This is a genomic window from Pseudomonas sp. 1176_21, from assembly GCF_052850635.1.
On sequence record NZ_VXCV01000017.1, the window covers coordinates 1 to 25,006 of the forward strand.

The following is a 25,006-nucleotide window of genomic DNA, read 5'->3' on the forward strand; positions in this document are numbered from 1 at the left end:
CCAGGTGTTGCCATGGGGGTTTGCTCCTTGCAGAAAGTGAAGCCGGACAGGCGAAAAATGCCGTGCGACTGCAAGGAGACAGTTCAAGACCCGTGCCAACTGAAATTTAGTTGTTGTTAATCAGTAGCTTGTGTTTTTGCTGTACGTTTTTTGAGCACTTTTACGCGAGAAAACCCGAAAAAGTGCGCAACTTCTTGCGCAGCACTGTGCAAGAAGTTGCGCACTCGTCTGTAGGCCTTTATCCCAAAGGCCTAGGGAAATGTATGCACAGGGTTATCCACATTTGAGTGCGCAAGAAGTTGCGCAGTTGGTAAAAACGGCAGGGTAGGTTTTCACCGCTTGAAAAGCGAAAAAACACGCCCCCAACAGCCCCCTTTCGACGCCATCGCCTCCTGCAGTTGCCGCGCACTGATCGTGCGCTGGGCAGGGTCGAACGCCAGCGCATTTTTCAGCGCAGGCCAGCAGTGCGCGGGCAGGTTCGACGGGCGCGTCAGCGTGCGATCGAGCTGCTCGGCGCGGGCCTGAGTTGAAGGCAGGCGCCGATAGGGATGCTTGCCGCTGGCCAGCTCGTAGATCAGGCAGGCCACCGCATACATATCCGCCGCCGCACCCAGCGTGCCGTGTTCAAGTAGTTCCGGTGCTGCGTAGCCGGGCGTCCAGGCGTTGAAGCGCTCGCGGCTGAGGTGGGCCAGCCCCGAAAGTACACCGGCGTCGGCCTGGCCAAGACCAAAATCGAACAGGCGCACGCCATCTTCGCCGAGCATCACGTTGCTCGGCTTGAGGTCACCGTGAAACACGCCCCGGGCATGGCAGTAGGCCAGGGCTTCCAGCAGCGGCAACACGATGGCGTTCAACGCCTGCCCGTGCAGGCCCAGCGGTTGCTCGCACAGCAGTTTGTCCAGTGCCGGCCCGCGCAGCAGCTCCAGGGTGATGAAGGCGCGCTGGCTCGGCGGGTCGATCTCGAAGCTGTACAGGTTGACCACCTGCGGGTGCGCCACGTGCCGGGTCAGGGCAAACTCGCTGAACAGCAGCGCGTTGGCATCCGGCGAGGCGGCCAGCGCCTCGCTCATGAGCTTGATCGCCACGCAGGGCTGCGGGTCACCGAACTGCTCGCGCAGCAGATCGCGGGCGCGATAGACCATGCCCATGCCGCCGGCACCGAGCAGGCGTTCGAGCCTATAGCGCCCGGCCAGCACCTGCGGCAGCGGCACCAGCGGCGGTGTCGGCGCCGGCTTTTTCTTGCCTGTGCGGCGCCCCTTGCGCTTGGCCGCAGCGGGCGCCGGGGCGGCCAACTGGCCGTTGACGAAGGCGAAATAGGTGAGGTTGGCGTCGCGGGATTCGGTGGCCAGCAAGGCACCGAGGTCGGGCTGGTGTCTGCTCATTGGCGAATCACCACTGCGGTCAGGTTGTCCCCCGCCGCGCCGCGCAATGCCCCTTCGAACAGACGCTCCAGCGCGACCTGCGCCGACGCCAGGCTCAACGCCTTGCCCAGTGCATCGCTGCTCAGTTCCTGATACAGGCCGTCGCTGCACAGCAGGAACGCATCGCCCGGGTATACCTGCAGCTCCAGCACCTCCAGGGTCAGCTGCTCGCTGGCGCCAAGGGCGCGGGTCAGGGCGCGAGCGCCCGGTTGCGCCCGCGCCTGCTCCGCGCTCATCTGGCGCTGGTCGATCAACTGCTGCTGCAACGAATGGTCTCGTGACAGCTGATAAAGACGCTGCTGGCGCCACAGGTAGCAGCGGCTGTCACCGGCCCAGATGCACGCGGCACGCTCGCCCTCGAGCAGCAGCGCCACCACCGTGCTGCCCATGATGCTGTCGTGATGTGCATCCGTGACGGTCAGTTCCTGGCCAAGGCGCCGGTTGATCCAATGCAGGCACCCGCGCACCCCTTCCAGGCGCTCGTCAAAACTGCCATGGGCCGGCAACTCGGCCAGGCTGGCGACGATCAGCTGGCTGGCCAGGTCGCCACCGCGGTAGCCGCCCATGCCATCGGCCACCACCCACAGGCCCTGCGCCGGGCACTCCAGAAAGGCGTCCTCGTTGCGCATGCGCACCTTGCCAGCATCCGTGCGCGCCGCGCTGCGCCAGCGTGCTCCAACCTGCATCTAGAGCGACCCCGGTAGACGAAAGCCGCGTAACACGCCAACGTCGAAAGGGTTGGGCGCACGCTGGCTGCTGAGCAGGTAGTTGGCCCGCAGCCCGCCCACTTCGGCCTTGAGCACCAGCACGTCGCGGCCCTTGAGGTACTCGGTCTGCATCAGGTCGAACAGGCGGAACAGCGACCACGGCCCGGTGTTCTTCTCGATGCCGATCGGGCGCTCGACCATGCGTTCGAGCACCAGGCTTGCGCGACCGTCCTGGGCATCGGTCGGCCAGTTGAAGGTCATGGGCACCACCGGGCCGTGGCGATAGTCCAGCTGCCGATCGCCAAAGCGGAACTCGGCGCGGCTCACCGCCGAGTCCAGGGTGTAGGGCTCGAGCCTGAACTGCACCTGCGGCTGCGCCGGGTTCTCGGCGAAGAAGCTCTGGCGAATCGTCTGGGTCCTGGCCATCTGGTCCAGGTAGACCCGCGAGATCGGCAGGCTCTGGCCGTCGATGCTGCGCAGGCGGTAACTGCCCGGGTCGCCGCTGATGAACGGGCGCAGGTAGGTGTCGAAGAAGCGCTCGGCGATGCCCTGGGCCTTGAAGAACTCGCGAAAGTCGTTGATCGCCACGTCACTGGTGCTGTGGGCATCGAACGGGTAGCGCTGCTGGATCGACTCACCGTAGAAGCCGTACAGCTCGCTCTGGTAGCGCTCGTTGACGTACTGGTAGGCATCGTTGAGTACCAGCCGCCAGCTGTCTTCGGCCAGCAGGTTGAACCAGCCATTGAGCGGTCGCGGCAGACGCCCGGAGGCGTTGCGCAGGGCGCTGAGCGCATCGCGCTGGCCCCCCATGCGGGTCTTGGCAAGCTCGAAGGCCATCTGCTCCGGCTGGCTGGCGCGCGCGAGGCCGGCCATCTGCAGTTGCAGGTCGTTGAGCGCCTGCAGCGCCGGGGTGAGGTCGGCGGAGGGGCCATTGTTTTCGTCCAGCAGCCGATGCAGGGATTCGAAACGCCGCTGCAGGGACTTCTTCGCGGTGTCGGGCAGCGGCTTGGCCGCCACGGCGGGCTTGCTCGCCAGGGCGCCCTGGACCTTGCCGGCCACGGCGACCGCCGTGTTGGCCTTCTTGCCCAGCTTGACCCCCTTGGCCGGGTCGCTGGCCGGTGCCTCGGCGGGCTCATCGGTGCTGCCCGGCACGGGCTCGAAACGGGTGTTGTCGCGCACCTGCACCAGCAGTTGAAGTACCGGCGAGTTGGCCGAGGTGAGCCCGGCGAGCTGATCGGCGCCCTCGCCGGCATCGCCGAACGGTTGCAGGCCGACCTGGCCGACAGCCTCGCTCCAGTGGTTGGCGTAGTCGCGAAAGTACAGCTGTTCCAATCCTACCAGCAGGCGGCGCATGTCCATGTCGCTGATGCCGCTGCCCTCACCCAGGACCCAGTTGTCACGCAGCAGCTCGCTGACCAGGGTCGAGCCCTGTACCGAGAAATACTGCTCGTAGCCCTGCTGGGTGTAAAACCCCGGAATCACGTAGTCGGTGCCGAAAAACAGCCCGCCCTGGGGGCCCAGGTGCTGGCTGAGACGGTAGTCGGGCAGGCTGCTGGCCTGCTCGCGCAGTACCCGGTACACCACGTTGACCAGCGATTCGCTGCGCAGCACCTTGCGTGCCTGGGCCACCAGCTGCGGGTCCAGCGGGTAGCTGAATGGCAGTTGCAGCAGGCGTTCGAAATGCCCGTTGAGCCCGTTTTGCACCGCCGTGTTGCCCGCGTAGCGGCGCGACCAGTCAGCGGCTACCCACTCCTGCAGCCAGGCGGCTTCGCGGCGGTCGGGCATGCTCAGCATCAGGTAGGCACGCAGGCTGTTGAGCAGGCGCTCACGGTCGCGCAGGTTGCCACGAATCTGCCCTTCGAGCTGTTTGGCCACCCGTGGCAGCAGTTGGGTGTGCAGGTCCTGTTCGTAGGCACTGCGAAGCAACGGATTGCTCTGCTCGCCCTGGTACAGGCCCAGGCGTTCATGCAGTGACGCATCACCCGAAGGCGGGAATACCTGGGTCGCGGCATAGCTGGTGTCCAGCGGCTTTAGCGCGGCCATGGCATCGTTTTGCGGGGTCAGCGCTGCACGCTGCCCGGCCCACACCTGACCGAGCCCGCGCAGTTGCTCGAGGCGGTCGTGGTTGGCACTGAAACCGCCCGCCCACAGCAACCCGCAGCACACCAGTACGCCCAGCGCGCCGACATACAGTGCGCGCTGCCCCCAGTCGATGCGTCGCCGCTCGCGCTGGTCGAGGCCGGCCAGGTCGGCCTCGGGGAAGATGACCCGGCTGAGCAGGTGATGGATGAACCGCGAACGCCCGCTGCGCAAGGTGGGTAGCACCGTGCTGGGCAGGCCCAGGCTGGCCCCGATGCTGGCGGTGTCAGGGTCCAGCTGCTGGACAAGGTGCGGCGCACTGGTGAGGTAGAACCCGCGAAGCTGGCTGGCGCGCTGGTAGCGATTGCCGGTGAAGGCGATGTCGACGAACAGGCACAGCTGCTCGCCGATCTGCGCCAGCTGGTGCGGGAAGTCAAGGATGCGCGCGCGCCGCTGTGTATCGCGCTCGTGGTGCATGCGCATGATCACCTGGCTGTTGAGGCGCCGCAGCAGCGCCTCGAAGGCCTGGCGCAGCACAGCCACATCGGTGCCGTTCTGCGCCTTGGTGAAGGTGCTGCCCAGTACCTGGTCGCTTTCTTCACGGCTGAGCTGGTCGAAGAAATCGTCGAACCCCTGCAACTGGTCGGCCTTGCTCAGCACCAGGTACACCGGCACCTGGACATGCAGGGTCTGCTGGATTTCCTGCAGTCGCGCATGGACCTGGCGCGCCAGGTTTTCCAGGCCCTTCTCGTCGCCACTGCGCAGCAGCTCGACCGGCACGCTGACCAGCACGCCGTTGAGCGGCCGGCTGCGGCTGCGTCGACGCAGCAGGTTGAGCAGGGTACGCCAGGCACTGGCGTCGACCTCGGCGGTTTCCTGGGTCAGGTAGCGTCCGGCGGTGTCGATCAACACCGCGTGGTCGGCGAAATACCAGTCGCAATGACGCGTACCGCGGGTGTCGCGGGTGAGTTGGCGGTCCAGTTTGTTGAGCGGAAACTCCAGGCCGGAAAAGTCCAGCAGGCTGGTCTTGCCACTGCCCTGGGGGCCGATCAGCAAGTACCAGGGCAGGTCGTTGCGCCAGCGCTCGCTGCGCCCGCCATACAGGCTCGAGCCCTTGAGCGTACGCAACGCCTCGCTGAAGCGGCTGCGCAGTTCCTTGTGGTCCTCGTCGATGCGCGCTTCACGGCGCAGGCGTTCCTGGCCGTCCTCGCTCTCTTCGACAGCCTTTTTCTGCACCCCGGCGCGCCAGCTGGCGAACACCATGCCCAACCCCCAGCACAGGAACAGCGCACTGATGGTCAGCAGGCGCGAGGTGGCCGAGGCCCAGAAGCGGTGGTCGTCGACTGCCAGCAGCGGCCCCACGAACCACACCAGCAGTACCAGCGACAGCACCAGCAACAGCGTCCATACCCACGTCTTGCGCAGGAAATCGCCGACTTTCTTGAAGAAGTTTTTCATCACACGTCCCTGTTCTACTGCTGCGCCTGGACCGTTTCCGGGTCAAGCTGCTGAAAAGGTTGCAGCACGGCCTCGCGCTGCTCGCCCAACACCCAGGCGAACCCCGAATACATCACCACCAGGCAGATCAGCGCGAACAGCGTGACCATCCACCACGGCACCACCCGCACCAGGCTGCGACGCTGGTCGTTGAGCCCTTCCCACTGCGGCGAAAGTTCGCGCGGGGCATCCCCGCGCAGTTGCCGCACCTGGCGGAACAAGGCGTCGCGAATCCCTTCGAGTTCGAGCATGCCGCGTACCATCACGCGGTACTTGCCCTCGAACCCCAGCGACAGGCACAGGTACATGAGCTCCAGCATCGGCAGGTGCTTGACCGGGTTCTTCGACAGACGATCGAGCAGCTGGAAGAACTTCTCGCCACCGAAGGTCTCGTTGTGAAAGGTGCTGAGCAGGCTCATCTGTGCCCACTCGCTCTCGTTGCCCCAGGAGGTGGTGACCACGGCCTCGTCGAGCACCGAGCACAGCACGTAGCGCGCGGTCATCACCTGGCTGGGCTCGGCGCCGTTGTGCAGCGCATGGGCCTCGAACAGCTTGATGCCATGGGTGAGTGTCTGGTTGAGGGCGTCGAGGTCTTCGCGGCTGTCGCTGTGCTTGAGCCGCACCACGTGCGAGAGCAGGTCCGAGGCGGCTGCCACCAGGGTGTTGAGGCTGATGTTGATGGCCTCGGCCGGGCCCAGGCGAGCCGAGTAGATCATCCGGTCTTCCAGTTGCTCCAGGCGCGGCGTGGCCAACCCATCGGTCAGCGGAACCTGCCTGGGCGCCTTGCCCTGGCGGTCCACCAGCACGGTCTTGTCGTCCTGACGGTGTTCGATGTCCTTGTGCATGCGGTCAGTTCCTGATGGCCCAGAATTTCAGTTCGAGCTCGGCGAACTCGCCCGAGACGTGGAAGGCAAAACCACCGGAGCGCTCCAGCAGGGCCTGGTCTTCGGCGTTGAATTCGAGCAGGAAGTAGGTCTTGTTGGAATGGAACGGGATCTGCCGCGGCGCCACCGGCAACGGCACCACCTTGATGCCAGGCAGGTGCAGGTTGACCAGTTGCCGGATACGTTCCACCGGGCCGACCTTGAGGTGCGAGGGCAGGCGCGTGCGCAGGGTCTCGCTGTCGCAGTTGGCGCTGGCGGCCAGTACGAACGAGGCCGAGGCGAGCAGCGTCTGATCGTGCACGGCGGCCACCAGGATGCCGTACTGGCGGGTTTGCAGGTCCAGTTCGATGGCGTGCTGTTCCAGCACCATCGACAGCACCTCGCGTATGCCGTCCATCAGCCGGCGAAAGCTCGCGCCCTGGTCGCTGTGCTGATAACGGCTGTCGGTACGCGGGCGCTTGGTGTCGCTGGCAAAGGTCGCCAGGTCCCCCAGCATGGTCAGCAGGGTGCGGTACAGCTCCTCGGGGTGCAGCTGGTCCAGGCCCAGGTAGTGACGCAGCAGCAGTTCGGTACGATTGATCAGTTGCAGCATCATGAAGTCGCCCACCTCCGCGCCGCCGACCTTGCCGTTGGAACGGATGCGCTCGGCAATGGTGTCGCCACGGTGGCCGAGCATGCTGATCACCTCCTTGAGGCACGACAGCAGGTAGCTTGAAGCGTGGGTGTGAATGAAGGTCGGCACGAACTCGGGGTCCAGGCTGATCACGCCGTCCGGGGTGGTGTCGAGCACGGCGCACAGCTTGAGCTTGACGTAGGCCTGATCGCCCTGCTGCTCGCCCAGCAGCAGGCGAAAGTCCGGCCGTGCACAGCTGATGTCGCTGTTGATGTCGTCACCGGCGTTGGAATCGCTGACCGGGGTCTCGTAGGCGATGTAGCGCGCCAGCACATCGGACTGCTCCAGTCGCCGGGTCTCGATGTGGTTGCCGGTCACCAGCGGCAGTGCCAGGTACACCGGCGTGTTGCCGGTGTTGGGCGGTATGTCCAGGGCCAGCGGCTCGATGTTGCTGCTGAGCTCGAACAGGCTGCCGTCGGGCAGCACGCCGCTGGCCTGGCTGACCACCAGCTTGCCCATGCTCAGGAACTGCTGGTCGATCTCCAGGCTGAGAAAACCCCAGTTGTAGCTGCCCAGCAGCTGGGTGCGGGTTTTCATCTGGTAGTCGTAGTAGCGATCGTTGTGCTGGAAGTGCTGCGGACGCAGCAGCATGCCTTCCTGCCAAATGACTTTGTGCACATGCATGATCAGTTTTCCGTCCGGGCCAGTGTGGCGTTGCTGTTGCGAATGCCGGCCTGGTCCAGCGTCAGGCTGGCGCTGTTGAGTGCCTGCGGGGTGATCTGGACCACGTAGCGCCACTGGGTCTGCTCCAGGTCGCGGTAGGCCGCCAGCACGCCGACGTAGCGGCTGCCAGGTTCCACGCTCAGGCGCAGCGTCACGTGCTCACCGGGGCGCAGCTCCAGCTCTTCGCTGACCACCAGGTCTGGCGCCAGGGATTCCTTGGCCCGCTCGTACAGGCTGAAGAAGTCGGCATGCTCGAAGGCCACCGGGTGCTTGAGTTCGAACAGGCGCACCACGATCGGCGAGGGCCGGCCATTGAGGTCCGGGTTGAGCTGGTCACCGGCGTCGAGGGTCAGTTGCAGCTTGGTCAGTTCCGAGTACGGCGACAGCGCGGAGCAACCGGCCAGCAACAGCGCCAGCGCCATCAGGCCGGTGGAGAGAAAGGTCTTGCAGCGCAGCATGGGGATCATCCTTGAGCGTCGGTGTGAAGGGTACCGATCAGGCGAACCTGTTCGGCGTAGGCCTGGGCGAAGTCGCGCGCCAGCAGGCGCTCGCTCCATTCATCGTCCTGGCCAAGGGCCTGGTGGTAGCGCACGTAGGCGCGCCACTGGCTGCCGGCAGTCCGCAGCAGCGGTGCCCGGCCGCGCTCGAACTGCAGGCCCAGCTGGCGTGGCGAAAAGTGCTCAAGCACACCCTGCAGCGCAGCGCGACAGGCCGTCAGCATCGCCACCTGATGCGCCTGCAGGTCGCGGTAGGCCTGGGTCAGTGCCTGGCTCGCAGGGAGCTGGCCGGGCGCGGCCGGGTGCAGCAACAGGCCCAGCGCCTGGCCGGCATCGGCGCTCGACTTCAACGGGTTGTGGCTGGCGCGGTGGGAGGTGGTCAGGGCCAGGCGCAACTCGTTCTTCAGTTCGCTGCGGGTGCGCAGGCTTTGCTGCACGCCGCCGATGCTCTGCTTGAGCAGGCCGGCCGCCTTGATCGCCAGGGCTTCACGGGCGCCAGGGTCGAGCCCGCCCAGATCGACCCCGAGGGCGGTACCAAAGGCTGCCCAGAACCGTTCGTTACATGCAGGTGCCGGCGGCGCCTGTGGTTCATCGTCGGGTTCGGGCTGCGCCACCAGGTTGGGTACCAGCAGGCTTTCCATGTCTATGCGCGCGTAGTCGGGGCGCTGGCGGGCCACCGGTGCAACCGTGTCGAGTGCACTCAGTGCGTCGAGGGGCGAAGGCTCGACGTCCTGCTGGTCGAGGGCATGGAACGGGTCCAGCTCAAGAAAGGCGTCGTCAGGGATGATGCTGCCCGCGGCGCTGGGCAGGCCGACCTCGACATCGGCTGCGGTGCGGGTGACCAGGCGCGCGCGCACCTCGAAGCCGCCCAGCAGGTACACGCTGTCCTGCTCGATTCGCTGCGCCTGCCCCTTGCGCAGCTGCGCACCGCTGCGTCCGTCGCGGGTGCCGTTGCTGCTGATGTCGGTGAGGAAGAACACGCCCTCCTGACAGGTGACCAGCGCATGTCGCTTGGAGACATGCCGCTGCGGGTCGCTGATGATCCAGTCGCACGCCTCGTCGCGCCCGATCACGCCGCCTGCACGGGTGAAGGTCTTGCTGCGTCCCTGCGTTTCAAGAACCAGTTCCATGTTGATGCTCCTTGCACTCACTTGCCGCGGTTGGCTGCCTGCGGATCGCCCAGCGGGCGATAGGTGTCGTCGTTGAATTTGTAATTGCCGCTACAGCCGCCCAGGCCGCTGAGCACGATCAGCGCCAGCAGCAAGGCGGGCCAGTGACGAACAGACATTTGCAGATCTCCATTGGTGGGCATTGCACGGGGCGCCGCCCGCCGGGGGCAGCGCACGGTTGTAAGGGAAAATGCAGCATTGCTCGCCATGGCCGCTCAACCTTCGAACTCGCCAAGGTTGATGTTCAGCCGCCCCAGGCGGTACAGCAGGGTGCGCCGCGGCAGGCCCAGCTCGCGTGCGGCCAGGGTCTGGTTGCCGGCGTTCTTGCGCAGGCAGTCGAGCAGCCAGTGGCGCTCCACGTTTTCAAGGCGATCACGCAGGTTCAGCCCGCTGTCCCCCGACGGTACTTCGCTGGCCGGGGCAACATGCTCAGGCAGCAGGCACTCGCCGTCGCACAGCAACACCGCGCGCTCCACCAGGCCCTTGAGTTCACGCACGTTGCCCGGCCAGGCGAGCCCGTCGAGGTAGGCCAGTGCCGCCGGCGACCACTGCAGGGGCTTGCGCCCAAGAAACTCGCAGGCCTTGGCAGAGAAATGCCGGGCCAGCACTGGCACATCGCCACTGCGCTGACGCAGGGCCGGCAACTCGATGGGGAACTGCGCCAGGCGGTAGTACAGGTCTTCGCGAAAGCGCCCTTCGCTGACCAGCACCGCCAGGTCGCGGTGGGTGGCGGCGATGATGCGCACATCGATGGTGTGGGTGTCGTTGGAACCCAGCGGGCGGATCTCGCCCTCCTGCAGCACGCGCAGCAGCTTGGCCTGCAGCGACAGCGGCATGTCGCCGATCTCGTCGAGCAGCAGGGTGCCGCCGTGGGCGGCATCGAACAGGCCAGGGCGGTCGCGCAGTGCGCCAGTGAAGGCGCCCCGGCGATACCCGAACAGTTCGCTCTCCAGCAGGTTTTCCGGCAGGGCCGCACAGTTCTGCACCACGAACGGCCGGGTACCGCGCGGGCCGTAGTCGTGAATCGCCCGGGCCACGACCTCCTTGCCGGTGCCGGTCTCGCCCAGCAGCAGGACGGTGTAGGGGCTGTGCAGCACCTTGCTGATCAGCTGGTAGGCCTGGCGGATCGCGGCGCTGTTGCCGATCAGCCCGTAGTCGGTGGCGCCTGCGCGCGTGGCGGGCAGCGGCGCCAGCGCCGCCTCGGGCTGGTGCAGGCGTTGCAGCAACTCCATTTGCACCAGCACGAACGCCCCCAGCTGTCCCAGCGACTGGGCAAAGCCGCCCAGGTCGACGCTGGTACGGCTGGCACACAGCAGCAGGCCGGCGATGGCCTGCTGCGGGTTGAGCAGCGGTACGCACAGCAGCGACTGCCAGGGGCTGTGCAGCACCGGCAGGAAACTGGTGTCGAGCAGGCTGGCGGGCAGGTCGGCAAGGCTTACCGAACGGTTCTGACACAGCGCGAACTGCAGCAGTTGCTCGCCGTTGTAATCCACCGGCACGCTGGCGGCAGCACGCGGCTGCAAGGCCCCGCCCAGCCATTCGGCGGCAAGGCTCAGCGAAGTGTGGGTGGCATCGAGCAGGTACAGCTGACTGAGCTCGCAACCGCTGAGCTCGGCCACCGCCTGCACGAAGCGCTCCTGCAGCGCGGGTTCCCGGCCCGTACGCGACAGGCTGGCGAAGTGCGTCAACAGGGCTTCGGCATAGCGCAAGGGCTGCGGCACGTGGGTGAACATCACCCCCACCTCAGGCAAACTCGCACCTCACGCCCGTATCGCCATCGAGCGTGGCATGCACCTGCTGCAACGACTCCCCGGCCGCCATCGCTGCCAGCAGCCGGTCAGCCACCTGCGGCATCAGGTGCAGGTCGAGCAGGTGGTCGATCAGCCGCGCGCCGCTGTCGCCCTGGGTGCAACGCTCGGCCAGGTGCTCGACCAGCGCCGGGGCATAGGTGAAACCCAGTTGCCGGCGCAGCAGCCGCTGGCCAAAGCGCTGCAGCTTGATCTCGACCAGCTCGCGCAGAACCGGGCCGCTCACCGGGTAGTAGGGCACCACACGCATGCGCGCCAGCAAGGCCGGTTTGAAATGCCTGCTCAAGGCGGGCCGTATGGCCTGTTCCAGCTGCTCGGCAGAGGGCCGTTCGGCGCCTTGGCAAAGGCTCGCGATCTGCTCGCTGGCCAGGTTGGAGGTCATCAGGATCAGGGTGTTGCGAAAGTCGATTTCGCGCCCCTCGCCGTCGTTGGCCACGCCCTTGTCGAAGATCTGGTAGAACAGGTTCAGCACGTCCGGGTCGGCCTTCTCGACCTCATCCAGCAGCACCACGGAATAGGGCTTCTGGCGCACCGCCTCGGTGAGCATGCCGCCCTCGCCATAGCCGACGTAACCGGGCGGCGCGCCGATCAGCCGCGACACGGTGTGCTTCTCCTGGAACTCGGACATGTTGATGGTGGTGATGAAGCGCTCGCCGCCATACAGCAGGTCGGCCAGGGCCAGGGCCGTTTCGGTCTTGCCCACGCCACTGGGCCCCACCAGCAGGAACACCCCGACCGGCGCATCGGGCTTTGCCAGGCCGGCTGCGTTGGCCCGCATCGAGCGGTCCAGTGCCTGCACGGCCTGCTCCTGACCACGGATGCGCGCACGCAGGTCTTCGGCAAAGCGCATGATCCTGGCGTTGTGCTCGCGGGCCAGTTGCTCCAGCGGCACGCCGGTCCAGGCACTGATCACTTCGGCCACCAGGCGCGGGCACACTTCGAAGCTGACCAGGCGCTCTTCGGCCTGCGCCGCTTCCAGCAGGCTGCGGGTGGTCTCCAGGCTGGCCTGCAGTACGGCCACGTCATCCCGTGCATTGCCCTGCTCGCGGGCTTCGGCCAACTGCCGGCGCAGGTCCAGCACCTGCTCGGCCAGCGCGCGCTGCTGTTCCCAGCGCGCCTGCACGGCCTGCTGGTCGGCCTGGTCGCTGCGCAGTTGCGCCTGCAACAGGTGCAGCGCCTCTTGGTCGATGCCCACGCCGGCTTCGGCGTCGCGCTGCTGCGCCTGCACCTGCCGCTCGCCCTCGGCCAGCGAGGCACGCAGGCGTTCCAGGCGTTGCGGCGCGGCGGCCAGGCTGATGCGCACCCGGGCACAGGCGGTGTCGAGCACATCGACCGCCTTGTCCGGCAACTGTCGCCCGGCCAGGTAGCGCGCCGACATGTGCGCCGCCGCCACCACCGCATCATCGCGCAGGTAGATACCGTGACTCTTCTCATACACCTGGGCCAGGCCGCGCAGGATGGTCACCGCCTCGTCCGCTGTCGGCTCGTGCAGTTGTACCGGCTGAAAGCGCCGGGCCAGGGCCGGGTCCTTCTCGAAGTACTTCTTGTACTCGCTCCAGGTGGTGGCGGCGATGGTGCGCAGCTCGCCCCGCGCCAGTGCAGGCTTGAGCAGGTTGGCCGCATCCGAACCGCCGGCGTTGCCGCCCGCACCGATCAGGGTGTGGGCTTCATCGATAAACAGGATGACCGGTCGGGGCGCGGCCTTGACCTCGTCGATCACGCCCTTGAGGCGTCGCTCGAACTCGCCCTTGACGCTGGCGCCGGCCTGCAGCAGGCCCATGTCCAGCGCCAGCAGCTCTACCCCGCGCAGTGCCGGCGGCACTTCGGCGGCGGCAATGCGCAGCGCCAGGCCCTCGACGATGGCGGTCTTGCCCACACCGGCCTCGCCCACCACGATGGGGTTGTTCTTGCGCCGCCGGGCAAGGATGTCGATCATCTGGCGCAGCGCTTCATCGCGGCACAGTACCGGGTCGAGTCGGCCGTCGCGGGCCTGCTGGGTGAGGTTGTGGGTAAAGCGCTGCAGCATCGACTCGCCCTGGCCGCCCGCGGCACCCTGCGCTGCAACCGGCCGGGACGCCAGGGCGAAGCCCTTGAGGCGCTCGATGTTCAGGCGGGCCAGCAGCGGCTGGTAATGGCTGCCGGCATAGCGCACGGGGTTGCGCAGCAGCGCCAGGATCAGCGCAGCCTGTTCGACCTGGCTGCTGCCCAGTTCGAGGTTGGCCACCAGCAGCGCATCCTGCAGCCACTGCACCAGTTCGGGGGCGAACACCGGGTTGCGCGAAGCGCTGTGTTCAAGCTGCACCTGCAGGGTGGCGCGCAGTTCGCCCGGCGCCACGTCGGCGTCGTGCAAGGCCCGTTCAAGTAGCCCTTCGGGGCGATCGAGCAATTCCAGCAGCAGGTCCTCGACCAGGATCCTGCTGCCGCCACGTGCCACGCAACGTTCGGCGCAGCGCTCCAGGTCACGACGGGTGTCGGCGTCCAGCGCCTGGATGAGTTGTTGCAGGTCTACGGTGATCATGTTCATCGGTCCTTAATGAATTTTGCTTCCCAGGGTCACCACGCCATCGGCGCGTTCGTGACCGAGCCAACTCGTCCATCCCAGACGGCAGGCGTTGTCCTGGCCGATACGCAGCTCGCGAATCTCTTCCTGGCGCAGCACCAGGCGGATGTCGTAGTCCAGCGGGTCGCGCAGGGTGAAACGCACCAGGGCACACAGCGGCTGATAGCCGAAGCCGATCGGCAGGAACTCGTGAAAGCGCTGCCAGTCGAGCTGGGTGATGTGGATGCGGAACTTGCCGTTGCGATCACGCACCCGCTCGCCCAGCACCACGTCCTCGCCCAGCAGGCTGTTGGCGCGCCCCAGGCGATTGCACTGCTCCTGCAGGATGACCACGCGACGTTCGATGCACTGCTCGATGACCAGCTGCGCATGCTTGAAGTAGTAGCGCAGCACCGCCTCGATCAATGCCGCCGAGTGGGCACGCAGGCTCAGCAGGCCCAGGTAGGGCAACAGGCGCTTCCAGTTCAGTTCGCGGGCCTCGCGAATGTGCTCGCCACCCAGCCCGATCAGGGCGAACAGCTGCGCCGAGAATGGGTCCATCGCCCCGCTCTGGAAGCGTGCGCGATAACGGTACTTGCGCCAGATGGGCAGCATCAGGCGCTGTAGCCGATGGTGGAACACGTCGAGAAACTGCCGGGTCGTGTTGCCGTCCTCGCCATCGCCCAGCGCCTGCTCCACGTAGAACGCCGGCAGCGGCGAGCTGGCGCCGCACAGGCCGATCAGGTTGAAGCGCAGGCGTGCGCGCATCTGCCCGCGGTCGTCGAAGAACTCGACGCGATCGACGTCGCTGCCCGGAAAGCCCAGGCTCGGATTGGCCTGGAACTCCAGCTGGTCGTACAGTTCCTCTTCGCTCAGGTGCGGATGGAACTCGCGCAGCCGGTCGATGACCAGCAGCACGGCCTGAAACAGCGAGTATTCGCGTATTGCGTGGCTCAGCCCGCTCAAAGCAGGGGCTGCAGGCCCATACGTGGTGTCCATTGGTACACCTCTCCCTGGGTACTTCTGACCCGCAACTCGTGGTACGAGTTGAGGCTGGCATAAAGGGCAAAGAACTCGTTGAGCACCGAGGCGAACACGAACAGGTCGCCTTCGCCGATGTAGCCTTGCGGGTCGATGGTCAGTTCGGTGCGCAGCCCGCGCAGGGGCAGGCCGCGATGCAGTCGGTCGACATGCTCGTGACGGATCGACTTGAGCCCGCCGAGCAGGCGCTTGCTGACCTTCTCGGCATGTTGGTCGTAGTAGCGCGGCAAGTCGTAGGTTTCCAGGATCACCTTGAGCGCATCGACGTTGGCCAGCGACAGGTAGTTGAGCGACATGTTGCTGATCAGCTTCCACAGGAAATCCCGGTTCAGGGGCGGCGCGTAGCTGGCCGTGACCGGGGTGATGTTGCGGAAGGTGAGAAACTCCGGGGTCTGCTCGGACGGCTGGTCGATATCACCCAGCTTGAGCCGGCGCGGCAGGTTCTGATTGGTGCAGGTGAGCTCGATGGACAGCGTCTCGTGGGTGCGGGTATCGCGTATTCCGAAGCTCAGGTAGGTGTCCAGGCCGTCATGCAACAGCGAGGAGCGCTGGCGAATGCTGTAGTGCGGGCTGGTCTGCGGCACGTCGAAACTGGGGTCGTGCTCGAACGACTCGAACGGCACATAGGCCTGGTAGCCCACGCCGCCGGGCTTCCAGCCGGTCACGCTGTGCACCGAGAACACCCCGCAGTTCTCCAGGTCGTACTCGGCGGGCAGCAGCAGGTATTCGTCCTGCTTGCCATCCAGGCGAATCGGCAGGGCATCGTGCTGGAACAGGTTGGCGATAGGGGTGCAGTACAGCTTGACGTTGTCCAGCGTGGGGCGCATGCGCTGGATACCGCCCCTGCGGATGTCGAAACGTATCTCCAGCCCACGCATCTGCTTGAGGGTTTCCGTGCCCAGGGACTTGAGTGCCTCCAAACCGTCGAGGTCGACGAACAGGAACTTGTCCTGGAAGGCGAAGTACTCCTGCAGGTAGCGGTAACCGCGAAAGGTGTTCAGCGGGTAGGGAATCAGCGCTTCTTCCTCGGCGAAGCCGACCGGATGGATACGGTTGCCAGCCAGGCGCACTGTCACGTTCTCGCCACTGGCGCGCACCAGCGGCTTGCCATCGCCCCCCAGTGGCACCAGCTCGATGCCTTCCACGTTGCGCAGCAGGCACAGGTAGAGCATCTGGCTGATGTAGCGCTCGCCTGCCAGGTGCAGGCGCAGGCGGCTCAGTTCCAGCTCGCCGACATGCCCGTCGCAGCTCATCTCCAGGCGCAGGCTGAGCAGCGCCCCATCACCCTTTACCGAGTAATTGAGCGCGGTGAGGTCCAGGGCCATGACATCGGTGGGGTAGCAGGTACGAAAACGGCAGCGCACCTCATCGATCGGCTGGCTCTCGACCGGTGTATCGCGCGCCACCCGCAAGGGCGGGCCGGACTGGCCCAGCGGGTCGAACTGCAGGATGCTGAACGCCGGCAGCGGGCGCATGTAGTTGGGCCACAGCAGCTGCATCAGCGAATGGCTCAGCTCGGGCAGTTCGTCATCGAGCTTCTGGCGCAGGCGCCCGGTGAGGAAGGCAAAGCCCTCGAGCAGCCGCTCCACGTCCGGGTCGCGCCCGGCCTGCCCCAGAAACGGCGCCAGGGCCGGGCTGCGCTCGGCAAAGCGTCGCCCCAGCTGGCGCAACGCGGTGAGCTCGCTCTGGTAGTAATGATTGAAGGACATGCTCGGTTACCTGTTTTGCATGCTCAGGAACGTCCTGTTCGCGAGACGACAGCGCGGTGCGCGTCTCAGTTGACCTGCACCTGCCCGCCGCCCTCCAGGCGCGCGGAAAAGCTGACCTGACGCTTGATCCCGTCCAGCTCAAGCAGGCCTTCGATGCTGAAAGCCAGCTTGAGCTGATCGTGATCACGCGGCAGCGACACCACGCGCACATTGGTCAGGCGCGGTTCGTAGGCTTCGATGAACTGCTCGATGGCCTGACGCGCCTGGCTAAGCGCGTCATGCAGGCTCAGGCGCATGTCATTGAGGTCTGCCAGCCCGTAATCGGGCAGCGTCTGCACGCTGCCCGCACGGGTACTGAGCATCTTGCCCAGGTGCACCGCCACCGAGGCCATGGCAGCCCTCTCGCGGCTCCAGCCGCGACGCTTGTCGGCTTCGCCGCCCAGACGCTCGAAAAGGCTGCCATATCCGCTCATGTACGCGCCCCCGCTTACTCTTTATCCAGCTTGCCGACCAGCGACAGGGTGAAGTCGGCGCCCATGTACTTGAAGTGCGGGCGCACGTTGAGGCTGACCCGGTACCAACCCGGCTCCCCTTCCACATCGCTGACGATGATCTGGGCCGCGCGCAGCGGACGACGCCCGCGCACCTCGGCGCTCGGGTTTTCCTGGTCGGCCACGTACTGGCGGATCCACTTGTTGAGTTCCAGCTCCAGGTCGGTGCGCTCCTTCCACGAGCCCAGCTGCTCGCGCTGCAGTACCTTGAGGTAGTGGGCCAGGCGGTTGACGATCATCATGTAGGGCAGCTGGGTACCGAGCTTGTAGTTCAGCTCGGCGGCCTTGCCCTCGGCGCTGATGCCGAAGAACTTGGGTTTCTGCACCGAACTGGCGGAGAAGAAGGCGGCGTTGTCACTGCCCTTGCGCATGGTCAGGGAAATGAAGCCTTCCTCGGCCAGCTCGTACTCGCGGCGGTCCGACACCAGCACTTCGGTGGGGATCTTGGTCTCGATCTCGCCCATGCTTTCGAAGTGGTGCAGCGGCAGGTCTTCCACCGCGCCACCGCTCTGCGGGCCGATGATGTTCGGGCACCAGCGGAACTTGGCGAAGCTGTCGGTCAGCTTGGTGCCGAACGCATAGGCGGTGTTGCCCCACAGGTAGTGCTCATGGCTGTTGGCCACGGTTTCCTTGTAGACGAACGACTTGACCGGGTTTTCCTCCGGGTCATAAGGGTTGCGCAGCAGGAAGCGCGGCACGGTGAGGCCGATGTAGCGCGCGTCCTCGGACTGGCGAAAGCTCTGCCACTTGGCAAACTGCGGGCCTTCGAAGTGGTCCTTGAGATCCTTGAGGTCCGGCAGGCCGGTGAAGCTTTCGAGGCCGAAGAACTTCGGACCGGCAGCGGCGATGAACGGCGCATGGGACATGCACGCAACGCTGGAGACGTACTGCATCAGCTTGACGTCGGGGGAGCTGGGCGACATGAAGTAGTTGGCGATGATCGCGCCCACCGGCTGGCCACCGAACTGGCCGTACTCTGCGGTATAGATGTGCTTGTAGAGACCGGCCTGCATGACTTCGGGCGAGTCCTCGAAGTCGTCCAGCAGGTCCTGCTTGGAGACGTTGAGAATTTCGATCTTGATGTTTTCGCGAAAGTTGGTGCGGTCGACCAGCAACTGCAGGCCACGCCAGGCCGACTCCAGCGACTGGAAGTCGGGGTGGTGGAGAATCGCGTCCATCTGGCGGCTGAGCTTGGCATCGATCTCGGCGATCATGCGGTCGACCATGGCCTTCTTGACCGGTTCGCCGTCGTTGTGCGGCTTGAGCAGCTCTTCGATGAAGGCCGACACGCCGCGCTTGGCAATGTCATAGGCTTCATCGTCGGGCGTCAGGCGGGTTTGCGCGATGATGTTGTCGAGAATGCTGTACTCGCCATCGGTGCTGCTGGTTTGCTGTGCTGCGCTGGTGCTCATGGTGTTCTTCCTTGACGGGGGAGGCTCAAGCGTCGGTGGTCGGCGTGGCGCTCAGGCCCAGTTCGCCGAGTACGCGGGTGCGCGACGCATCGTCGGCGAGCACGCCTTCGATGGCCTTGCGAAAAGCCGGTGCGTTGCCCAGCGGGCCCTTGAGTGCCACCAGCGCATCGCGCAGTTCCATCAGCTTCTTGAGCTCTGGCACCTGCTCGACCAGGCTGGCCGGGTTGAAGTCCTTCATGGAGTTGACCCGCAGGCTGATGCCCAGCTCATCGCTGGCGCTTTCGTCGTCCTGCAAGCGGTTGGGCACGCTGAGGGTCAGGCTCAACTCCTGCTTGGCGAGCACTTCGTCAAACGTCATCTTGTCGATGCTGATGGGCTTGCGGTCCTCTACCTTGCGTTCGTCCGGACGCTGGGTGTAGTCACCGATCGCGAGCAGCTTCAAGGGCAGTTCGATTTCTTCCTGGGCGCCGCCCGTGGCAGGTTTGAACGTGACGTTGATGCGTTCCTTGGGGGCTACCGAGCCTTCTTTGGCCATGGCTTTTCTCCTTGCGTTTGCGGCCCGGGGGCCTAGTCGAGTACCACTTCGAGGTCGAGGTGGCACAGCCTGCGATAAACCTCATCCTTGCGTTCGCGCACGGCGTGGTTCTGCGGCAGCAGCTCACAACAGCTGTGCAGCAGACGCAGTACTTCCAGTGCCAGGTCCGGCTCCCACTGATGCAGGCCGGCCTGTTGCAGTTCGTGATCTAGGGCTTCGAGCTGGGTCTTGGCCAGTTCGTACTTCTTGGCCAGAAAGCACAGCCGCGCCTGGCTGAGCTGCCAGAAAAAGCGCACACGCCCGCCTTGAGCCGCCTGCATGCCCTGCTTGAGTATCTGCACGGCAGGCTTGAGGCCGTCCTTGCGCAGCACGGGCAGCACCGCCTCCAGGGCCAGCTCCCAGGGTGGCAGGCTGGTCGCGAGGTCGGTCTCGACCTTGCGCGGTGCGCTGGTGCTCTGCAGGTGCGGCATGACGCTGGCGTTGATCCAGCCCCGCGTCGCCGGGTCGGCAAACGGCGTGCCGTCATGAAAGCGCAGCTCCACCACCCCGGGCAGGCGCTGCAGCAGTTGCGCGAAGTGGAACTCCACCTCGCGCATGCCCTGCTCGGCGTTGAGCTCCAGCAGGCACTCCCAGACCATGCGCTGGCCGTCGAACCAGAACGGCGACTTGGCCAGGCTGGCTTCGAGCTCCATCAGCAGGTCGGCGTACTGGCCGTTGGCAAAGCGTTCCTGGTAGATCTTCAGGCGGTCGACCGGCAACCCGCGCAGCACGGTCACCTGTTCGGCATTGCGCTCGGGCACCGCGTCGATCTGCAACCACAACAGCGTGCGGTTGAGGCGCAAGGCGCGCACGTCGGTGGCCTTCTGCTTGAGCCACCAGTTCGATAACGGTCGAGCGCCATCCTGCAGGGTGCGTAACACCTTGTGCGCGTCTTTTTCGCTGTCGACGGGGGCGCCGGGGGTGAGCAACTGGGTGGCGGCCTGCTTGACCTGGGCCACGACCGCGCCCACGGCACCGGGTTCGGGCTGATTGTCGGCAGCACGTTGCACCATGCTCGACAGGCGTCGGCACAACGGCAGCAACAGCGGCGCCTCATCGCCCAGGTGCGTGGTCAGGGCTGCATCGAGCGCCTGCAGGCTGTCGACCAGGCGGCGGAACAGCGCCAGTTGCTCCTTGATCGCGACATTTTCACCCAGTACCTGCTCCAGGCGCGGCACCAGCCAGCCGATGGCCGCGGCCCGCGTGCGTGGCTTGGCCGGGTGCACCTGCGCCCAGTGCTGCTCGCACAGGTGCTGCAACAGCCCCACGCCGGCCAGCAGGCCCGGGAAGGATTCGCGTTGATACAACGCCCACGTCAACCAGGCGGCAACCCGCAGGTCCTTGGACTGTGTGCGCAGCAGCGTCTCGCTGTTCTCGAGCACGCGGAGCCAGTCGATCTGGCCGCTCTCGTGAACGGACTGAGCCTTGTTCAACTCGCCTTCCAGTGCTTCGTACTCACTGGAAAAACGCACGTCCTCGCCCGCAAAACAGTCTGGTGATACAGCCTGCCGGGCAACCTCGTGGTAACGAGCGTGCAACTTGCTTGAGTAGGACATCCTTGGCCTGTAGTTGGACTGCAGGCCCCGCGCCGGCCGAAAAAGCCCAGGCGGCACGGGGCCTACCAAAACAGCGTCAAACACCCATCCGTGGGTTCGCTGCCTTAAGTGAGGGGGCACATCCTAGATAGGGAAATGGCACATTGCAATCAACACAGCGTGTGCAATTTGTATCAAAAAGCAGGAAACCATTCCGCTGACGAACAGGACTGGCACTTTGCCACACTTCAAGGCATGCTAGCCGCCCTTCGGGCGTGCAGCTTATAGTGCGCGCCTGGAACCGGGATGCGACAGGACTACCGCACACTGCGCCGCTTGTCGCTGCGTAGCGATCACCTGCCACAGCCTCACGCAGGAACAGCGTTTGACCAATCTGACTCAGCCTTCATCCCCGCGCAAAGCCACGAGTGCGTCCGGTTCGCCCTTGCGTGGCTCGCTCAAAGGCGCGTTGGCCATACTGGTGCTGCTGTTGCTCGCGCTGCTGTTCTGGCAGGTGTTCGAACAGTTCCGCCATACCCAGGCCGATCGCCGCCAGCAGAGCCTGGATGCAAGTGCCGAACTGGCCAGCCAGCTCAACCTGAGCCTGGCATTGAACGCGCAAAAAGCCCTCACCCTGCTGCAACCCTACCCTGCCGCACCGGCCGTCACCGACCTGCCGCCGCTGCTCGAACACCTGCACGCACGCCTGCCCGCCCTGCGCAGCCTGGTGTGGGTGGACGCCCAGGGCGCGTTGCTGCGCGACAGCGCGGGCATCAGTGCCGACCGCAAGGCGCTCCAGGAGCTGCTGCACCTGGGCCAGGAGCGCCCGTACTACTTCAGCAACAGCGACGACAACAGCCTGGTCTACCTGCTGCTGCAGCACCCCGACAGCGACACCCGTGGCTATTGGCTGCTGCGCCTGGCCCCGGAGTACTACCAGCAACTGAGCCAACCCCTGGACCACGCCGCGCCACCGCTGTGGCTGCTGGAAAACAGCCGCACGGCTCAGGTCATCGATCGCCACGCGCCGCCGCTCGATGCGCGCGACGCCAGCATCGAGCCGCCGCAAAGCGTGCTGCTGGCGTACCTGGACAACAGCGACTGGCAACTGCGCGGCCTGTTCGATGCCGCCTACAGCCGCCAGCAACTGCTGCCGGCCTTGATCGGCAAGTGCGTGCTGGGCCTGGTGTGCGCGCTGATCCCGCTGCTGGCGCTGATCAGCATGCGCCGCCGTCACCGCGCCCTGCAGGAAGGTCGGCGACGCTATCAGGACATCTTCGAAGGCACGGGCGTGGCCTTGTGCGTACTCGACCTGTCGGGGCTGACCGAACTGCTGGAACGCCTGCGCCTGCGCAGCACAGCCGAGCTGGCCCAGCGCCTGGCCCGGGATGTATCGCTGCGCCACAGCCTGCTGGGCGAGCTGAAGGTTACCGAAGTCAATCAGGTGGCCCTGCAACTGCTGGGCGCCGGCTGCTGCGAGAGCGCCTGGCAGCGCCTGATCGAAGGCCACTCGCCGGGCGCCGAAGGGGTGGGCATGCAGTTGGTCGAGGCAGTGGTGCAGGACCTGCGCCTGCTGGAGCTGGAAGTGCGGCTCAGCGACCCCCAGGGCCAGGACCAGCACCTGTGGCTGATGGTGCGCTTCCCCCAGGCACGGCGTGACTACCAGGCCGTGATCCTGAGCATCAGCGATATCACCAGCCGCAAGCGCGTGGAGCTGTCGCTGCTGGAGCGCGAAAGCTTCTGGTCGGACGTGGTGCGCACCGTGCCCGACCAGCTGTACGTGCAGGATGTGCACAGCCTGCGCATGATCTTCAGCAACCGCCACCTGGGCCAGACCCTGGGCTATTCGCGCAGCGAGCTGGCGCAGATGGGCGAGTACTTCTGGGAAGTGCTGCTGCACCCGCAGGACGCCGAGCTGTTTCGCCAGATGCGCCAGCAGCAGCGCCAGAGCGGCTATGTGGAGCAGTTGCATTGCCAACTGCGTTTTCTTCACCACGACCAGAGCTGGCGGCGCTACGACATTCGCGAACAGGCCCTGACCCGCGACCCTGACGGCACGGTGCTGCGCATCATCGGGGTGGGCAAGGACGTCACCGACCAGATCGAGGCGAGCGAGTCGCTGCGCGACAGCGAGCAGCGCTACCGCATGCTCGCCGAGAGCATCAGCGACGTGATCTTCTCCACCGACCCGCAGTTGCAGCTCAACTACGTCAGCCCCTCGGTGCAGACGGTACTGGGCTACGACGTGCCGTGGATCTTCGCCAACGGCTGGCAGTCGACCATTGCCAACCCGGCGCAGCTGACCGGCGTGTTCACCCTGTTCGAACGGGTCAAGCGGGCCCTCGAGGAACCCGCCGCGCTGGAGCGCCTGCGCACCGAGGTGACCACCCAGCTGTTCCTGTTCGACTGTCTGCGCGCCGACGGCCGCAAGATCCCGATCGAGCTGCGCGTGGTACTGGTGTGGGACGAGCACAACCATTTCGAGGGCATCCTGGGCGTCGGCCGCGACATCAGCCAGCAACGCCGCGCCGAGAAAGACCTGCGCATGGCCGCCACGGTGTTCGAGCATTCCACCTCGGCGATCCTGATCACCGACCCGGCCGGCTACATCGTGCAGGCCAACGAAGCCTTCAGCCGGGTCAGCGGCTACGCGGTGAGCGACGTGCTCGACCAGTTGCCGAGCCTGCTCACCGTCGACGAACAGCAGGAAGCCCACCTCAACTACGTGCTCAAGCAACTGCACCAGCGCGGCACCTGGGAGGGCGAGGTCTGGCTCAAGCGCCGCAGCGGCGAGCACTACCCGGCGTGGGTCGGCATCACCGCGGTGCTCGACGACGAGGGTGACCTGGCCAGCTACGTGTGCTTCTTCACCGACATCAGCGAGCGCAAGGCCAGCGAACAGCGCATTCACCGCCTGGCCTACTACGACGCCCTGACCCACCTGCCCAACCGCACGCTGTTCCAGGACCGCCTGCACACCGCGCTGCAGCAGGCCGAGCGGCAGAAGGCCTGGGTGGTGCTGATGTTCCTGGACCTGGACCGTTTCAAGCCGATCAACGACTCCCTGGGGCATGCCGCAGGCGATCGCATGCTCAAGGACATGGCCGAACGCCTGCTCGACTGCGTACACGACGACGACACCGTGGCACGCATGGGCGGCGATGAATTCACCTTGCTGCTGCAACCCAAGGCCACCCGCGAAATCGCGCTCAACCGCGCGATCCACGTGGCCGAGCAGATCCTGGGCAGCCTGGTGCGACCGTTCGTGCTGGAGAACCGCGAGTTCTTCGTCACTGCCAGCATCGGCATCGCCCTCAGCCCGCAGGACGGCAGCGAGCTGAGCCAGCTGATGAAGAACGCCGACACCGCGATGTACCACGCCAAGGAGCGCGGCAAGAACAACTTCCAGTTCTACCAGGCCGACATGAACGCCAGTGCGCTGGAGCGCCTGGAGCTGGAAAGCGACCTGCGTCATGCGCTGGAGCAGAACGAGTTCATCCTCTACTACCAGCCGCAGTTCAGCGGCGACGGCAAGCGTCTGACCGGTGCCGAGGCCCTGCTGCGCTGGCGCCACCCGCGCCGCGGGCTGGTGCCGCCGGGCGACTTCATCCCGGTGATCGAGGAGCTGGGGCTGGTGGTGGACGTGGGCGACTGGGTCATCAGCGAAGCCTGCCGCCAGCTCAAGGCCTGGCACCAGGCCAAGGTGCGAGTGCCCAAGGTGTCGGTGAACATTTCGGCGCGCCAGTTCTCCGATGGCCAACTGGGCACGCGCATCGCCACCATCCTGGCCGATACCGGGCTGCCGCCGGCGTGCCTGGAGCTGGAACTGACCGAAAGCATCCTGATGCGCGAGGTGAACGAGGCGATGGTGATCCTCGACAGCCTGAAGAATCTGGGGCTGAGCATTGCGGTAGACGACTTCGGCACCGGCTACTCGTCGCTCAACTACCTCAAGCAGTTCCCCATCGACGTGCTCAAGATCGACCGCACCTTCGTCGACGGTCTGCCCGAGGGCGAGCAGGATGCGCAGATCGCCCGCGCCATCATCGCCATGGCCCACAGCCTGAACCTGGCGGTGATCGCCGAGGGTGTGGAGACCCATGAGCAACTGGAGTTTCTGCGCGAGCACGGTTGCGACGAGGTGCAGGGCTACCTGTTCGGGCGGCCGATGCCGGCCAACCAGTTCGAGGCGCAGTTCAGCAACGAAACGTTGTTCATGTTCGAATGACGCATCGCGGGTCAAGCCC

At 65.7% G+C, this 25,006-nt stretch carries 17 protein-coding genes; 1 reads left to right on the forward strand and 16 read right to left on the reverse strand.

What is annotated here, in order from left to right; all coding sequences use genetic code 11:
• Window positions 1–332 precede the first annotated feature (332 nt).
• The 16 genes from FW760_RS24870 to tssA all read right to left on the reverse strand — a co-directional run bounded on the left by FW760_RS24870 (window position 333) and on the right by tssA (window position 20,780).
• Complete coding sequence (locus FW760_RS24870; RefSeq protein WP_116052754.1) at window positions 333–1,382, reverse strand: serine/threonine-protein kinase; 1,050 nt, start codon at window positions 1,380–1,382, stop codon at window positions 333–335.
• A complete protein-coding gene (locus tag FW760_RS24875; RefSeq protein WP_054916580.1) occupies window positions 1,379–2,107 on the reverse strand; it encodes a PP2C family protein-serine/threonine phosphatase in 729 nt (242 codons plus the stop codon). Before FW760_RS24875 ends, FW760_RS24870 begins: the two co-directional genes overlap by 4 nt.
• Window positions 2,108–5,665, reverse strand: a complete 3,558-nt coding sequence (tssM, locus tag FW760_RS24880; RefSeq protein ID WP_116052751.1) for a type VI secretion system membrane subunit TssM — start codon at window positions 5,663–5,665, stop codon at window positions 2,108–2,110.
• A gap of 14 nt (window positions 5,666–5,679) precedes the next feature.
• Window positions 5,680–6,549, reverse strand: a complete 870-nt coding sequence (gene icmH / locus FW760_RS24885) for a type IVB secretion system protein IcmH/DotU (protein WP_116052748.1) — start codon at window positions 6,547–6,549, stop codon at window positions 5,680–5,682.
• Window positions 6,550–6,553: 4 nt separating this feature from the next.
• On the reverse strand, window positions 6,554–7,885 hold the full coding sequence (tssK, locus tag FW760_RS24890; protein WP_054916577.1) for a type VI secretion system baseplate subunit TssK: 1,332 nt from the start codon (window positions 7,883–7,885) through the stop codon (window positions 6,554–6,556).
• Between the two features lie 2 nt (window positions 7,886–7,887).
• Window positions 7,888–8,382, reverse strand: coding sequence for a type VI secretion system lipoprotein TssJ (gene tssJ / locus FW760_RS24895; protein WP_043860551.1), 495 nt, complete (start codon window positions 8,380–8,382; stop codon window positions 7,888–7,890).
• 5 nt (window positions 8,383–8,387) lie between these two features.
• A complete protein-coding gene (gene tagH, locus FW760_RS24900) occupies window positions 8,388–9,551 on the reverse strand; it encodes a type VI secretion system-associated FHA domain protein TagH (RefSeq protein ID WP_116052745.1) in 1,164 nt (387 codons plus the stop codon).
• Window positions 9,552–9,568: 17 nt separating this feature from the next.
• A complete protein-coding gene (locus FW760_RS24905; RefSeq protein WP_058540727.1) occupies window positions 9,569–9,709 on the reverse strand; it encodes a hypothetical protein in 141 nt (46 codons plus the stop codon).
• Window positions 9,710–9,805: 96 nt separating this feature from the next.
• Window positions 9,806–11,323, reverse strand: coding sequence for a sigma 54-interacting transcriptional regulator (locus FW760_RS24910; RefSeq protein WP_116052742.1), 1,518 nt, complete (start codon window positions 11,321–11,323; stop codon window positions 9,806–9,808).
• 10 nt (window positions 11,324–11,333) lie between these two features.
• Window positions 11,334–13,922: a type VI secretion system ATPase TssH gene (gene tssH, locus FW760_RS24915; protein ID WP_178083061.1), complete on the reverse strand. Its 2,589-nt coding sequence runs from the start codon at window positions 13,920–13,922 to the stop codon at window positions 11,334–11,336.
• Between the two features lie 6 nt (window positions 13,923–13,928).
• Window positions 13,929–14,936, reverse strand: coding sequence for a type VI secretion system baseplate subunit TssG (tssG, locus tag FW760_RS24920; RefSeq protein ID WP_043860556.1), 1,008 nt, complete (start codon window positions 14,934–14,936; stop codon window positions 13,929–13,931).
• Window positions 14,900–16,687 (reverse strand): type VI secretion system baseplate subunit TssF, encoded by a 1,788-nt coding sequence (gene tssF / locus FW760_RS24925; RefSeq protein ID WP_116052739.1) that lies wholly within the window; start codon window positions 16,685–16,687, stop codon window positions 14,900–14,902. The genes tssG and tssF overlap by 37 nt, the downstream gene beginning before the upstream one ends.
• 65 nt (window positions 16,688–16,752) lie before the next feature.
• Window positions 16,753–17,160 (reverse strand): type VI secretion system baseplate subunit TssE, encoded by a 408-nt coding sequence (tssE, locus tag FW760_RS24930; protein WP_043860558.1) that lies wholly within the window; start codon window positions 17,158–17,160, stop codon window positions 16,753–16,755.
• A 14-nt stretch (window positions 17,161–17,174) separates the two neighbouring features.
• Window positions 17,175–18,650 carry a type VI secretion system contractile sheath large subunit gene (gene tssC / locus FW760_RS24935; protein ID WP_043860559.1) on the reverse strand — a complete coding sequence of 492 codons (1,476 nt, stop codon included), beginning with the start codon at window positions 18,648–18,650 and terminating at the stop codon, window positions 17,175–17,177.
• Between the two features lie 25 nt (window positions 18,651–18,675).
• Window positions 18,676–19,185 (reverse strand): type VI secretion system contractile sheath small subunit, encoded by a 510-nt coding sequence (gene tssB / locus FW760_RS24940; RefSeq protein WP_116052737.1) that lies wholly within the window; start codon window positions 19,183–19,185, stop codon window positions 18,676–18,678.
• Window positions 19,186–19,217: 32 nt separating this feature from the next.
• Window positions 19,218–20,780 (reverse strand): type VI secretion system protein TssA, encoded by a 1,563-nt coding sequence (gene tssA, locus FW760_RS24945; RefSeq protein ID WP_043860561.1) that lies wholly within the window; start codon window positions 20,778–20,780, stop codon window positions 19,218–19,220.
• 364 nt (window positions 20,781–21,144) lie between these two features.
• Between tssA and FW760_RS24950 the strand changes: the two genes are divergently transcribed.
• Entirely contained in the window at window positions 21,145–24,987 is a 3,843-nt protein-coding gene (locus tag FW760_RS24950; RefSeq protein ID WP_116052731.1) for a bifunctional diguanylate cyclase/phosphodiesterase, read from the forward strand.
• Window positions 24,988–25,006 lie beyond the last annotated feature (19 nt).